The organism is Kosakonia sp. YIM B13571, from assembly GCF_042788095.1.
Taxonomy (GTDB): domain Bacteria; phylum Pseudomonadota; class Gammaproteobacteria; order Enterobacterales; family Enterobacteriaceae; genus Kosakonia; species Kosakonia quasisacchari.
The window spans coordinates 253,940-267,644 of record NZ_JBHZPL010000001.1 but is presented as its reverse complement, the minus strand read 5'-3'; the positions used below and the strand labels follow the sequence as shown (position 1 = coordinate 267,644).

Annotated in this window: 10 protein-coding genes; 9 read left to right on the top strand and 1 reads right to left on the bottom strand. The window is 51.8% G+C overall.

The features are described 5' to 3' along the window. Positions 1-161: 161 nt before the first annotated feature. Positions 162-1,922: a 30S ribosomal protein S12 methylthiotransferase accessory factor YcaO gene (gene ycaO / locus ACFX4O_RS01310; RefSeq protein WP_131410951.1), complete on the bottom strand. Its 1,761-nt coding sequence runs from the start codon at positions 1,920-1,922 to the stop codon at positions 162-164. Positions 1,923-2,059: 137 nt separating this feature from the next. Here ycaO and ACFX4O_RS01305 point away from each other — a divergent pair, with 137 nt between their 5' ends. The 9 genes from ACFX4O_RS01305 (at position 2,060) to lpxK (ending at position 13,697) form a co-directional block, all read left to right on the top strand. Further along, positions 2,060-2,752, top strand: a complete 693-nt coding sequence (locus tag ACFX4O_RS01305; protein WP_131410953.1) for a DUF421 domain-containing protein — start codon at positions 2,060-2,062, stop codon at positions 2,750-2,752. Positions 2,753-2,914: 162 nt separating this feature from the next. Continuing rightward, entirely contained in the window at positions 2,915-4,000 is a 1,086-nt protein-coding gene (gene serC, locus ACFX4O_RS01300) for a 3-phosphoserine/phosphohydroxythreonine transaminase (RefSeq protein ID WP_380206745.1), read from the top strand. Positions 4,001-4,071: 71 nt separating this feature from the next. After that, positions 4,072-5,355 (top strand): 3-phosphoshikimate 1-carboxyvinyltransferase, encoded by a 1,284-nt coding sequence (gene aroA / locus ACFX4O_RS01295; RefSeq protein ID WP_380206743.1) that lies wholly within the window; start codon positions 4,072-4,074, stop codon positions 5,353-5,355. A gap of 163 nt (positions 5,356-5,518) precedes the next feature. Further along, positions 5,519-6,202: a (d)CMP kinase gene (gene cmk, locus ACFX4O_RS01290; RefSeq protein WP_131410960.1), complete on the top strand. Its 684-nt coding sequence runs from the start codon at positions 5,519-5,521 to the stop codon at positions 6,200-6,202. 113 nt (positions 6,203-6,315) lie between these two features. Beyond that, positions 6,316-7,989: a 30S ribosomal protein S1 gene (rpsA, locus tag ACFX4O_RS01285; RefSeq protein WP_131410962.1), complete on the top strand. Its 1,674-nt coding sequence runs from the start codon at positions 6,316-6,318 to the stop codon at positions 7,987-7,989. Between the two features lie 183 nt (positions 7,990-8,172). Further along, entirely contained in the window at positions 8,173-8,457 is a 285-nt protein-coding gene (gene ihfB / locus ACFX4O_RS01280) for an integration host factor subunit beta (protein WP_007374142.1), read from the top strand. Positions 8,458-8,673: 216 nt separating this feature from the next. Then, on the top strand, positions 8,674-10,938 hold the full coding sequence (locus tag ACFX4O_RS01275; protein WP_380206741.1) for a ComEC family protein: 2,265 nt from the start codon (positions 8,674-8,676) through the stop codon (positions 10,936-10,938). A gap of 36 nt (positions 10,939-10,974) precedes the next feature. Beyond that, on the top strand, positions 10,975-12,723 hold the full coding sequence (gene msbA, locus ACFX4O_RS01270; protein WP_380206739.1) for a lipid A ABC transporter ATP-binding protein/permease MsbA: 1,749 nt from the start codon (positions 10,975-10,977) through the stop codon (positions 12,721-12,723). Further along, positions 12,720-13,697, top strand: coding sequence for a tetraacyldisaccharide 4'-kinase (lpxK, locus tag ACFX4O_RS01265; RefSeq protein WP_380206737.1), 978 nt, complete (start codon positions 12,720-12,722; stop codon positions 13,695-13,697). The genes msbA and lpxK overlap by 4 nt, the downstream gene beginning before the upstream one ends. Positions 13,698-13,705 lie beyond the last annotated feature (8 nt).

The following is a 13,705-nucleotide window of genomic DNA, read 5'->3' as shown; positions in this document are numbered from 1 at the left end:
AACATTATTCGTTGGAGTGGATAATTATATTTACCCATATTTAACTTTAATATTACATATGGCTGTCATCGCCCAAAAATAAATAAAACGGGGCAATGAAATTGCCCCGTAATATAGCGTAGACCACGCATTAAGCCTACATATTGTCGTACTACTTGTCGCTATTTCGACCAGAATGCCCGTTTGGCTCGTTGTAATTTTTCGTAAGCCGCTAACAGTGACTGATGCGCCGGGAATGCCTGCAAGGAACCGTCTGCCGGTTGCAGGTCATAGAACGGCTCTTCACCGCTCAATGCGGCGCTGGCGGCTTCAACTGCTTGCGCACCATACATACGTACGAATGCATTCAGATATTGCAGCGGCTCGCGTTCTTCTTCCTGTGCCAGTAACAATAATGTCTGCAGGCAGCGGTAGTAATTTGCCCGTTCGGCGCTAAAGATCGAGGCGTTGAATTCCATCGTCCATTCAGTCCAGGCTAATGCCTGATCCAAATCGCCGCCTGCCAGCGCCAACATCGCTTTTAGTTCGCCAATGCGCAGCGTGTACCAGCCATTGTCTTTGCCGGTCGCCAGCCCCAACAGTTCGCGAACGCGGGTGAAGTCATCATGACCTTCGTCATCAAGCTGCGCGATAAGGTTGAGGTACTCCTCTTTTTCCCATTCACTGCCTGGCAAAGAGAGGATGGTTTCGCGCAAATGGCTGCCCATGGTGTTGTTCGCCAGCCACAGATCTTCCGCCGGATAAATATCGGACATACCTGGTACCAGAATACGGCAGGCGTAAACGCCCAGATGCTCATAATCGGCAATATAGACTTCTTTATCTTCTGCCTTAAAGATAGCCATGAGTGTGGCGAACTCTTCTTCAGTCGTACCTGCGAAGCTCCAGTCAACAAACGGATAATCTGCATCCTGCTTGAACAGATCCCAGGAGATCAAGCCGCTGGAGTCGATAAAGTGAGTCTCGAGGTTGGCATGTTCAGCCACTTCTTCATCATCAAAGGTTGGCGGTGTGAAAACATCCAGATCTTTCAACCCGCGGCCTTGCAGCAGCTCGGTAACGGTACGCTCAAGCGCCACGCCGAAATCAGGATGTGCGCCAAAAGAGGCAAAACAGGTGCCGTTGGCCGGGTTGAACAGGACCACGCAGATAACCGGATATTTACCGCCCAGAGAACCGTCGTAAGCAAAAATCGGGAAACCTTCCGCTTCCAGTTTAGCAATCGCTTCGACAACGCCAGGATAGCGCGCCAGCACCTCCTGCGGGATTTCTGGCAGGCTGATGCTCTCGGCAATAATGCGATTCTTAATATGGCGTTCGAACACTTCTGACAGCCCCTGCACGCGGGCTTCATTGCGCGTGTTCCCGGCTGACATGCCGTTCGAAACGTATAAGTTGCCGACAATATTCATCGGGATATAAACCGTCTGCTCATCAGACTGGCGGGTAAACGGCAGGGCGCAGATACCGCGCTCATCGTTGCCGGATTGCAGATCAACGAGCATCCCTGCAGCCAGTTCGTTCTGCGGGTCGTAGTAGGCACGCAGACGCGCATCCAGAATGCCTTCCGGCAGGGAGTCATCTTCTGGCAGTGGGAACCATTTCTCATTCGGATAATGGACGAACGGGCTCTGTGCGATAGCATCACCCAGCCAGAAGTCAGCGAAGAAGTAGTTGGTGGAAAGACGCTCGAAATACTCGCCCAGCGCAGAGGCCAGTGCGGCTTTTTTGGTCGCACCTTTGCCGTTGGTGAAGCACAGCGCGCACTCTTTATCGCGAATATGTACAGACCAGACGTTTGGCACCGGGTTCAGCCATGAGGCCTCTTCGATGTTAAAACCGAGATCGGTGAGCTTTTGCTGGAAACGGGCGATGGAATCTTCCAGCGCGGCATCTTTGCCGGGAATAAATGTTTGAGTCATGGCGGTCACTTTTTTCGTACGTAAAGCGCGCAATGATACGGGTTTTGCGTGACTGACGCTATCTTCCACATCTGACCGACGAAAATAAAAGTTCTGGCTATGATTAAGAAAAATAACGAACTGTTCAGGCATAAAAAATGAAAGCATTTGATCTGCACCGTATGGCGCTCGACAAGGTCCCTCTTGATTTTCTCGGGGAAGTCGCACTGCGTAGTGTCTATACCTTTGTTTTGGTCTTTTTATTTCTCAAAATCACCGGGCGACGCGGCGTACGCCAGATGTCCCTGTTTGAGGTGCTGATAATCCTGACATTGGGATCGGCCGCCGGGGATGTCGCTTTCTACGACGATGTTCCCATGCTGCCGGTGCTGGTGGTTTTTATCACTTTAGCGTTGCTCTATCGGTTTGTGATGTGGCTGATGTCGCACAGCGAAAAGCTGGAAGATTTGCTGGAAGGCAAACCGGTTGTCATCGTTGAAAATGGTGAACTGGCGTGGGAAAAGGTGCATGCGGCAAACATGACCGAGTTCGAGTTCTTTATGGAGCTACGTTTAAGTGGCGTGGAACAACTCGGACAGATTCGTCTGGCAATAATGGAAACCAACGGTCAAATCAGCGTTTACTACTTCCCGGACGATGAGGTGAAACCTGGGTTATGTATTTTGCCTGAAGGTTGCAGTGAGCGTTTCACGACGGTTCCCGAAACGGGGGATTATGTTTGTGTCCGTTGCAGTAAAATTGTCGCCATGCAAAAAGGGGAAAAACAATCTTGCCCGCGTTGTGCAAATCCGGAATGGTCGAAGGCAAGCCGGGCCGTTCGCGTGACATAACAGCGTTTTTATCGGGTCTGCAGTGGGCAAACAAAACTTTCTGCTATGTGAGTTAGCGCACATCCTGGCGCTGTCGCCCATTACCCGTTGCGGCGCGTAGCGCTGAATGATAAAACCGATGTCACAGGAATAACTTATTGCTTTATAGCGTGGTGAGGGGAAATGACTCAGGTCTTTAATTTTAGTTCTGGCCCGGCAGTATTACCGGCGGATGTGCTCAAACAAGCGCAACAAGAATTGTGCGACTGGCAAGGCCTTGGCACGTCGGTGATGGAAATTAGCCATCGTGGTAAAGAATTTATCCACGTGGCGGAAGAAGCAGAAAAGGATTTTCGCGACCTGCTGAATATTCCCTCTAACTATAAGGTTCTGTTCTGTCACGGCGGCGGTCGCGGCCAGTTTGCGGGCGTTCCGCTGAACTTGCTGGGCGATAAAACCACCGCAGATTACGTTGATGCGGGCTATTGGGCGGCGAGCGCGGTAAAAGAAGCGAAAAAATACTGCTCACCGAACGTTATTGACGCCAAAACCACTGTTGATGGTTTGCGCGCGGTGAAACCGATGCGTGACTGGCAACTGAGTGATAATGCGGCCTATCTGCACTACTGTCCAAACGAAACGATTGACGGTATCGCGATCGATGAAACGCCGGACTTCGGTGACGTGGTTGTTGCTGCTGACTTCTCCTCGACTATTCTCTCTCGCCAGATTGACGTAAGCCGCTTTGGTGTGATTTACGCAGGCGCACAGAAAAATATTGGCCCGGCGGGTTTGACGCTGGTGATTGTGCGCGACGATCTGCTGGGTAAAGCGCATCAGGCTTGCCCGTCGATCCTTGACTATTCCGTGCTGAACGAAAACGACTCGATGTTTAACACGCCGCCGACCTTCGCCTGGTATCTCTCTGGGCTGGTGTTTAAGTGGCTGAAAAAACAGGGTGGCGTGGCGGCAATGGACGAAATCAACCAGCAAAAAGCTGACCTGTTGTACGGCGTGATCGACAACAGCGATTTCTACCGCAACGATGTGGCGAAAGCGAACCGTTCGCGCATGAATGTGCCGTTCCAACTGGCGGACAGCGCGCTCGATAAAGTCTTCCTTGAAGAGTCGTTTGCTGCGGGTCTGCATGCGCTGAAAGGCCACCGTGTTGTCGGCGGGATGCGTGCATCTATCTATAATGCGATGCCGCTGGTTGGCGTGCAGGCGCTCACTGACTTTATGGTCGATTTCGAACGCCGCCACGGTTAATCACACTGTTTTGACGTACCCCCGTAGTTTGACTGCGGGGGTTTTATTCTGTTTGTAGAGAGTGAAGTTTCATGGAATCCCTGACGTTACAACCCATCGCGCGAGTAGATGGCACCATCAATTTGCCTGGTTCAAAGAGTGTCTCCAACCGCGCCTTGTTGCTGGCTGCATTTGCTCGTGGCACGACTGTCCTGACTAACCTGCTCGACAGTGATGATGTGCGCCACATGCTCAATGCCCTCAGCGCGCTGGGGGTTCATTACACGTTGTCTGCCGATCGTACCCGGTGTGAAGTGGCGGGAGTTGGTGGTCCGCTGCACTCAGCAGAAAAACTGGAGCTGTTTCTGGGTAACGCAGGAACCGCGATGCGTCCGTTGGCCGCTGCACTGTGCCTTGGCGAGAACGATATTGTGCTCACTGGCGAGCCGCGTATGAAAGAGCGCCCGATTGGTCATCTGGTCGAAGCGCTTCGTCAGGGCGGGGCAAGGATTGATTACCTCGAGCAGGAAAATTATCCGCCGCTGCATTTGCGCGGTGGTTTTACTGGCGGTGATGTGAGCGTCGACGGCAGCGTTTCCAGCCAGTTCTTAACCGCATTGTTGATGACAGCCCCGTTGGCACCCAACGACACGGTTATCACTATCAAAGGTGACCTGGTATCCAAACCGTATATTGATATCACGCTGCATCTGATGAAGACATTCGGTATTGAGGTTGAAAACCAGCAATATCAACGCTTTGTTGTGCGTGGTGCGCGGCAATACCAGTCGCCGGGCCATTATCTGGTCGAAGGCGATGCGTCTTCTGCTTCTTATTTCCTCGCGGCCGGTGCAATTAAAGGCGGCACGGTGAAAGTGACCGGTATAGGCCGTAACAGCGTGCAGGGCGATATTCGTTTTGCCGATGTGCTGGAAAAAATGGGCGCGACTGTTGTCTGGGGCGATGATTATATTGCCTGCACTCGTGGTGAATTGAACGCAATCGATATGGATATGAACCATATTCCCGATGCGGCAATGACCATCGCGACGGCAGCGCTGTTTGCCAAAGGAACGACCACTCTACGCAACATTTATAACTGGCGCGTAAAAGAGACCGATCGCTTATTTGCGATGGCGACGGAGCTGCGTAAAGTCGGGGCCGAAGTGGAAGAGGGCGAAGACTATATCCGCGTGACACCGCCAGCCAAACTGCAGCTTGCGGAAATCGGGACTTATAACGATCACCGTATGGCGATGTGCTTCTCGCTGGTGGCGCTGTCTGATACGCCGGTCACCATTCTTGATCCGAAATGTACAGCGAAGACCTTCCCGGACTATTTCGAGCAATTAGCCCATATTAGTACGCTGGCATAACCCGCTCTTGCGGGCTGGTGTAAATCAGCCCGCTCCCCGCGCAATTATTCTACACTCAGCTGCATCCTCTTCGGTTATTCGCACGCAACAGTAACGGTTGTGGTCATTGGCGCGTATAATGCGCGCGGTTATGTAACGATATGCCTTGATTAAGGAGAGAAAGATGACGGCAATTGCCCCGGTAATCACCATTGATGGGCCAAGCGGCGCGGGTAAAGGCACGCTTTGCAAGGCAATGGCGGAAGCGTTGCAATGGCATCTGTTGGACTCAGGCGCAATTTATCGTGTTCTGGCGCTCGCCGCGCTGCATCACCATGTCGATGTTTCTTCCGAAGATGTTTTGGTTCCGCTGGCAGCGCACCTGGATGTGCGTTTTGTCTCAACAAATGGTCATCTGGAAGTCATTCTGGAAGGCGAAGATGTCAGCAGCGAAATCCGTACTCAGGACGTAGCGAATGCGGCCTCGCAGATTGCGGCTTTTCCGCGAGTGCGGGAAGCGTTATTACGCCGCCAACGCGCATTCCGTGACGCGCCGGGTCTTATCGCCGACGGGCGCGATATGGGCACCGTGGTTTTTCCGGATGCGCCGGTGAAAATTTTTCTTGACGCCTCTTCTGAAGAGCGTGCGCATCGGCGCATGCTACAGTTGCAGGAGAAGGGCTTTAGTGTTAACTTTGAACGCCTTTTGTCCGAGATAAAGGAACGTGACGATCGCGATCGAAATCGTCCTGTTGCACCGCTGGTTCCCGCTGCCGATGCTCTAGTACTGGATTCAACCAGTTTAAGTATTGAGCAAGTGATTGAGAAAGCGCTACAATATGCTCGCCAAAAATTGGCTCTCGCGTAAGCGACCGAATTCGTAGTACCTGCTGCAATGGAATGTGAGCAGGCATGTGAAACAACCCCATCCGGCATGAAGCCAGGTGGACGTTAAATTGAAGAATCCTGAAGATTATCAATATGACTGAATCTTTTGCTCAACTCTTTGAAGAGTCCCTGAAAGAAATCGAAACCCGCCCGGGTTCTATCGTTCGTGGTGTTGTTGTTGCTATCGACAAAGACGTAGTTCTGGTTGACGCCGGTCTGAAATCTGAGTCCGCCATTCCGGCAGAGCAGTTCAAAAACGCCCAGGGCGAGCTGGAAATCCAGGTTGGTGACGAAGTTGACGTTGCTCTGGATGCAGTAGAAGACGGCTTCGGTGAAACCCTGCTGTCCCGTGAAAAAGCTAAACGTCACGAAGCTTGGATCACGCTGGAAAAAGCTTACGAAGACGCTGAAACTGTTACCGGTGTTATCAACGGCAAAGTCAAGGGCGGCTTCACTGTTGAGCTGAACGGTATTCGCGCGTTCCTGCCGGGTTCCCTGGTAGACGTTCGTCCGGTCCGTGACACTCTGCACCTGGAAGGCAAAGAGCTTGAATTCAAAGTAATCAAGCTTGACCAGAAGCGTAACAACGTTGTTGTTTCCCGTCGTGCGGTTATCGAATCCGAAAACAGCGCAGAGCGCGATCAGCTGCTGGAAAACCTGCAGGAAGGCATGGAAGTTAAAGGTATCGTTAAGAACCTCACTGACTACGGTGCATTCGTTGATCTGGGTGGCGTTGATGGCCTGCTGCATATCACTGATATGGCATGGAAACGCGTTAAGCATCCGAGCGAAATCGTAAACGTTGGCGACGAAATCACTGTTAAAGTGCTGAAATTCGATCGCGAGCGTACCCGTGTATCTCTGGGCCTGAAACAGCTGGGCGAAGATCCGTGGGTAGCTATCGCTAAACGTTACCCGGAAGGCACCAAGCTGACTGGCCGCGTGACCAACCTGACCGACTACGGCTGCTTCGTTGAAATCGAAGAAGGTGTTGAAGGCCTGGTTCACGTTTCCGAAATGGATTGGACCAACAAAAACATCCACCCGTCCAAAGTTGTTAACGTTGGCGACGTAGTGGAAGTTATGGTTCTGGATATCGACGAAGAACGTCGTCGTATCTCCCTGGGCCTGAAACAGTGCAAATCCAACCCGTGGCAGCAGTTCGCTGAAACCCACAACAAGGGTGACCGCGTTGAAGGTAAAATCAAGTCTATCACTGACTTTGGTATCTTCATCGGCCTGGACGGCGGTATTGATGGCCTGGTTCACCTGTCTGACATCTCCTGGAACGTTGCAGGCGAAGAAGCAGTTCGTGAATACAAAAAAGGCGACGAAATCGCAGCCGTTGTTCTGCAGGTTGACGCTGAGCGTGAGCGTATCTCTCTGGGCGTTAAACAGCTCGCAGAAGATCCGTTCAACAACTACGTTGCACTGAATAAGAAAGGTGCAATTGTAAACGGTAAAGTGACTGCAGTTGACGCTAAAGGCGCGACCGTAGAACTGGCTGACGGCGTTGAAGGTTACCTGCGCGCTTCTGAAGCTTCCCGTGACCGCGTTGAAGACGCAACTCTGGTTCTGAATGTTGGCGACGATGTTGAAGCTAAATTCACCGGTGTTGATCGTAAAAACCGCGTAGTTAGCCTGTCTGTTCGTGCGAAAGACGAAGCTGACGAGAAAGATGCAATCGCTTCTGTTAACAACAAACAGGAAGAAGGCAACTTCTCTAGCGCTATGGCTGAAGCTTTCAAAGCAGCGAAAGGCGAGTAATATCAAGCGCTCTAAATTATTTACGCTGTACCAGGACGCAAGTCACACGGCTGCAGCGTGAACAATGAGGAGTTACTTGACAGATTACAGGATTCGTCCTGTAATCAATGACAAAGGGCGGCTACGGCCGCCCTTGTTAAAGCTAGTAAAGCTAATTTTGCGTTGAAGGAAACCGGAGGAATCATGACCAAGTCAGAATTGATTGAAAGACTTGCAAGCCAGCAGTCGCATATTCCGGCTAAAGCTGTGGAAGATGCTGTGAAAGAGATGCTGGAGCATATGGCCTCTACTCTTGCCCAGGGCGAGCGCATTGAGATCCGCGGTTTCGGCAGTTTTTCCCTGCACTATCGTGCACCTCGCACCGGGCGTAATCCGAAAACAGGCGATAAAGTGGATTTGGAAGGAAAATACGTTCCGCACTTTAAACCGGGTAAAGAATTACGCGACCGCGCCAATATTTATGAGTAATTTTTAGCGACACGCTAAAATTCACTTTGACGAAAAAAGCACCTGTAGGTGCTTTTTTTGTTTCTCTGACCTCATCATTTCTGAAGCTTCTTCGCACAATTTTGCAGATGCCTTGTAAGTGTGTCGAAAGCAACCAGCCTGCACCGCAAAACGGCGATTACAAACAGAAAGTATTGGCGACAGCGGGCATACTCTCCACGCAACAAGGAGGTATGCATGACGTTACCGGCATTAGCTATATGCCTGATAATTGGTATTTTGCCATTACAGTGGATGCCTTCACTACCAACTCTTGGGTGTGTGTGGTTTCTGATTGGCATTGGGTGTCTGTTCGCGTGTTTTCGACATCGCCTGTTTCGTTATTGCGCAGTCACATTACTTGCATTCGCATGGGGAGTGCTGGCAGCAATGCAGGCTGTATGGCCTGCCGAGCATCTACCTGAAGCGAATCGCCAGGTTGAAGTGGTGATTACCGATACGGATCATATGACCCGGCATTGGGGCAAAATTACACGTCTGGATGGCAAGCGCTTGTTTCCGTCAGTAGGAATAAGCTTCTATGGCCAGTATTTGCCTGAGCCAGTTTGTACCGGCCAACTATGGACGATGACGATTAGAGCACGTGCCGTCCACGGGCAATTGAATGATGGCGGTTTCGATACACAGCGTTATGCAATGGCTTCCCATCTGCCGCTGAGTGGCCGTTTTATGGATGCTCGCCTGACCGAACCCCAATGCACATGGCGCGCACGCTACCTGCAATCATTAACTGAAACGCTGGCTAAATACCACTGGCAGCAGGTGATACTGGCGTTAGGGATGGGCGAGCGCGCAACGTTGGATGCCAACGTCAAAGAGATCATGCGGCAAACCGGTACGGCGCATTTGATGGCGATATCCGGACTACATATTGCTCTGGCAGCAATGTTGGGCTGGCAGATTGTTCGCGGCGCGCAATTTTTCTTTCCCGGCGGCTGGATTAGCTGGCGTTTACCATTGCTTATTGGCGTAGGGTTTGCAGTAAGTTACGCCTGGCTGACCGGGCTACAACCTCCGGCGTTGCGTACCGCTATTTCTCTTAGCGTCTGGGCCGTGTTACGGCTATCCGGGCGATTGTGGTCGCCCTGGCAGGTATGGCTTTGTTGCATTGCCGCTATTTTATTCATTGATCCCCTTGCCGTGCTATCAACCAGTCTGTGGCTGTCCGCTTTTGCAGTAGCCGCATTGCTGTTTTGGTATCAATGGTTACCGGCCTCTGCAAAACAACATACCAGGCTGATCCAGGGTTGTATTAATTTGCTTCATCTACAAGTAGGGATGACGTTACTGCTGCTCCCTGTGCAGTTATCCATTTTCCACGGTATAAGCCTGAGCTCGTTAGTGGCAAATTTGTTGGCCATTCCGTTAGTGACTTTCATTAGCGTACCACTCATTTTGCTGGGAATGTTGCTACACCTGGTCGGCCCTGCAACGGGAGAGTTGGCTTGCTGGTACCTTGCAGATAAGACACTGGATTTCCTGTTTGCTTTTCTGCATTGGCTACCCGTCGGTTGGCTTAATGTGGATATGCGTTGGCGGTGGTTCGCCTGGTTGCCGTGGCTAGTGTTGGTTGTTTGGCGTTTGCATTTATGGCGGAGCATACCGGCGCTGTGTCTGGCAGGGCTGACATTGCTTACTCTACCGTTCTGGCGCACAGAACGGCAGGGGGAATGGGCAGTTCATATGCTGGACGTTGGGCAGGGCCTGGCAATGGTGATTGAACGTAATGGTAAAGCGATTCTCTATGATACAGGCGTTGCGTGGCCCGGCGGCGACAGTGGACGGCAGTTAATTATTCCGTGGCTACGTTGGCACGCTTTACAGCCTGAAGGCATTATTCTCAGTCATGAACATTTGGATCATCGTGGTGGGGTGGACTCACTGATGAATGCCTGGCCGCAATTATGGATCCGTAGCCCGCTGGGTTGGTCTGCTCATCAACCATGCTTTCGTGGCCAGCAATGGCAATGGCAGGGACTAACATTTACCGTTCATTGGCCGTTAAGCGGCACCGGGATGAAAGGTAACAATCGTTCGTGTGTAGTCAGAGTCGACGATGGCCGACACAGCTTCCTGTTAACGGGGGATATTGAAGCGTCGGGAGAGATGGCGATGCTGAGCCACTATTGGAAACATTTGCAGTCTACACTAGTGCAAGTGCCTCATCATGGAAGCAATAGTTCATCGTCGCTGCCCTTTGTGCAGCGAATTGGTGGCGAAGCAGCGCTGGCCTCGGCGTCGCGTTACAACGCCTGGCGGTTCCCCTCGATAAAAGTGATAAACCGCTACCGTGAACAGGGATATCGCTGGTACGACACGCCGCATCAAGGGCAGTTAACGGTATCGTTTTCGCCCCAAGGCTGGGAAATCCATAGCTTACGAGATCAACTTTTACCGCGTTGGTATCATCAGTGGTTTGGCGTCCCCAGTGATAACAGGTAGAATATGCGGCTATTTCAACAAGTGCTGGTTTTTTGAATGCATAACGACAAAGATCTCTCCACGTGGCAGACATTCCGCCGATTATGGCCAACTATTGCGCCTTTCAAAGCGGGTCTGATCGTGTCGGGGATAGCGTTAATCCTCAACGCAGCCAGCGATACCTTTATGTTATCGCTGCTCAAACCGTTACTGGATGATGGTTTTGGTAAAACCGACCGATCTGTGCTGCTGTGGATGCCGCTGGTGGTTATTGGGCTGATGATCCTGCGTGGTATCACCAGCTATATCTCCAGTTACTGCATTTCCTGGGTTTCCGGAAAAGTGGTGATGACCATGCGTCGTCGCCTGTTCAGCCATATGATGGGCATGCCGGTCTCATTTTTTGATAAGCAATCTACAGGCACTTTACTCTCGCGTATTACCTATGACTCTGAACAAGTCGCTTCCTCGTCCTCCGGCGCATTGATTACTGTTGTGCGTGAGGGGGCATCGATCATCGGCTTGTTTATCATGATGTTCTGGTACAGCTGGCAACTCTCCTTGATTCTCATTGTGCTGGCACCGATCGTTTCGATAGCGATTCGCGTGGTTTCCAAACGCTTTCGTAACATCAGTAAAAATATGCAAAACACAATGGGGCAGGTGACCACCAGTGCGGAGCAGATGCTGAAAGGGCATAAAGAAGTGCTGATGTTTGGCGGCCAGGAAGTAGAAACCAGCCGCTTTGATAAGGTCAGTAACAAGATGCGCTTGCAGGGCATGAAAATGGTCTCGGCATCGTCTATTTCCGATCCTATTATCCAGCTTATTGCGTCACTGGCGCTGGCGTTTGTGCTGTATGCGGCCAGTTTCCCAAGCGTAATGTCCACCTTAAGTGCGGGTACCATTACCGTGGTCTTTTCTTCAATGATCGCGCTTATGCGACCGTTGAAATCGCTCACCAACGTCAATGCTCAGTTTCAGCGTGGTATGGCGGCCTGCCAGACACTGTTTGCGATTCTGGATAGCGAGCAAGAAAAAGACGAAGGCACACTGGTGATTGACCGTGCTCGCGGTGATCTTGAGTTTCGCAACGTGACTTTCACCTATCCGGGACGTGAAACGCCTGCATTGCGCAATATCAACCTGACAATTCCGGCGGGCAAAACCGTCGCGCTGGTGGGGCGTTCCGGTTCGGGTAAATCGACGCTGGCAAGCCTAATTACACGTTTTTATGATGTCGACGAAGGGCAGATCCTGATGGATGGTCACGACTTGCGTGAATATAAGCTCACTTCGTTGCGTGATCAGGTCGCGCTGGTGTCGCAAAACGTACATCTTTTTAATGACACGGTTGCCAATAACATCGCTTACGCGCGAACGGAAGAGTACAGCCACGAAGAGATTGAACAAGCAGCAAAAATGGCCTATGCCTACGACTTTATCAATAAGATGGATGAGGGGCTGGATACGATGATAGGGGAGAATGGCGTGCTGCTTTCAGGCGGTCAGCGCCAGCGCATTGCGATTGCCCGCGCGCTGCTGCGCGACAGCCCGATCCTCATTCTTGATGAAGCGACCTCGGCGCTCGATACCGAATCTGAGCGTGCCATTCAGGCTGCGCTGAACGAGCTGCAAAAGAACCGTACCTCAATGGTTATTGCTCACCGTTTGTCGACCATCGAACAGGCCGACGAAATTGTGGTGGTGGAAGATGGCCGTATCGTTGAACGTGGTACCCACGCAGATTTGCTGGAAGAACGTGGTGTCTATGCTCAGCTTCACAAAATGCAGTTTGGCGAATGATTGCACGCATCTGGTCCGGTGAATCCCGCCTGTGGCTACTGTTGCTACCGTTCTCCTTGCTTTACGGCCTGGTGAGCGGTGCTATTCGTTTCGCCTATCGCATTGGTTTAAAAAAATCCTGGCGGGCACCTGTTCCTGTTGTGGTCGTTGGTAATCTAACGGCTGGTGGCAACGGTAAAACGCCAGTTGTCATCTGGTTGGTGGAGCAACTACAGCAGCGTGGCATCCGTGTTGGTGTGGTGTCGCGTGGCTACGGCGGTAAAGCGGATCGTTATCCGCTCGTGCTGACACCTGAAACCTCTACGACCCAGGCAGGGGATGAACCGGTTCTGATTTATCAACGTACTGGCGCGCCGGTTGCGGTTTCTCCCGTCAGACGTGACGCCGTCAGTGCGATTCTTGCGCAACACCCGGTACAGCTGATCATTACGGATGATGGTTTGCAGCATTATAAGCTGGCGCGTGATAAAGAGATTGTCGTTGTCGATGGCGTCAGGCGTTTTGGCAATGGCTGGTGGTTGCCCGCAGGACCAATGCGCGAGCGGGCATCGCGTTTAAAAAGTGTGGATGCCATCATTACCAACGGCGGCGAAGCCAGAGCGGGAGAGATCCCGATGCGTTTGCGGCCTGGGATGGCAGTCAATCTGCTTACCGGCGAACGCCGTGAAGTTAACTCGCTGACTAATATCGTTGCGATGGCTGGAATCGGCCATCCGCCGCGTTTTTTTACTACTCTCACCGAGTGCGGTGCGACGCTGCAACGGACGGTGGCGCTTGCCGATCATCAGGCATTAACGCTGCATGATGTAAAGCCACTGGTGAAACCGGGGCAAACATTGGTGATGACCGAAAAAGACGCGGTAAAGTGTCGGTCGTTTGCTGAGGATAACTGGTGGTATTTGCCTGTAGATGCGCAGCTTGAAGGCGAGCAGGCGCAAGGATTACTACAGGAATTGTTCACTCTGGCGCGCTGAGGGTATCG

Bases quoted from the DNA above. Each gene is read 5' to 3' on its own strand.
- ycaO (WP_131410951.1), bottom strand. From the start codon at position 1,922: ATGACTCAAACATTTATTCCCGGCAAAGATGCCGCGCTGGAAGATTCC.
- ACFX4O_RS01305 (WP_131410953.1), top strand. From the start codon at position 2,060: ATGAAAGCATTTGATCTGCACCGTATGGCGCTCGACAAGGTCCCTCTT.
- serC (WP_380206745.1), top strand. From the start codon at position 2,915: ATGACTCAGGTCTTTAATTTTAGTTCTGGCCCGGCAGTATTACCGGCG.
- aroA (WP_380206743.1), top strand. From the start codon at position 4,072: ATGGAATCCCTGACGTTACAACCCATCGCGCGAGTAGATGGCACCATC.
- cmk (WP_131410960.1), top strand. From the start codon at position 5,519: ATGACGGCAATTGCCCCGGTAATCACCATTGATGGGCCAAGCGGCGCG.
- rpsA (WP_131410962.1), top strand. From the start codon at position 6,316: ATGACTGAATCTTTTGCTCAACTCTTTGAAGAGTCCCTGAAAGAAATC.
- ihfB (WP_007374142.1), top strand. From the start codon at position 8,173: ATGACCAAGTCAGAATTGATTGAAAGACTTGCAAGCCAGCAGTCGCAT.
- ACFX4O_RS01275 (WP_380206741.1), top strand. From the start codon at position 8,674: ATGACGTTACCGGCATTAGCTATATGCCTGATAATTGGTATTTTGCCA.
- msbA (WP_380206739.1), top strand. From the start codon at position 10,975: ATGCATAACGACAAAGATCTCTCCACGTGGCAGACATTCCGCCGATTA.
- lpxK (WP_380206737.1), top strand. From the start codon at position 12,720: ATGATTGCACGCATCTGGTCCGGTGAATCCCGCCTGTGGCTACTGTTG.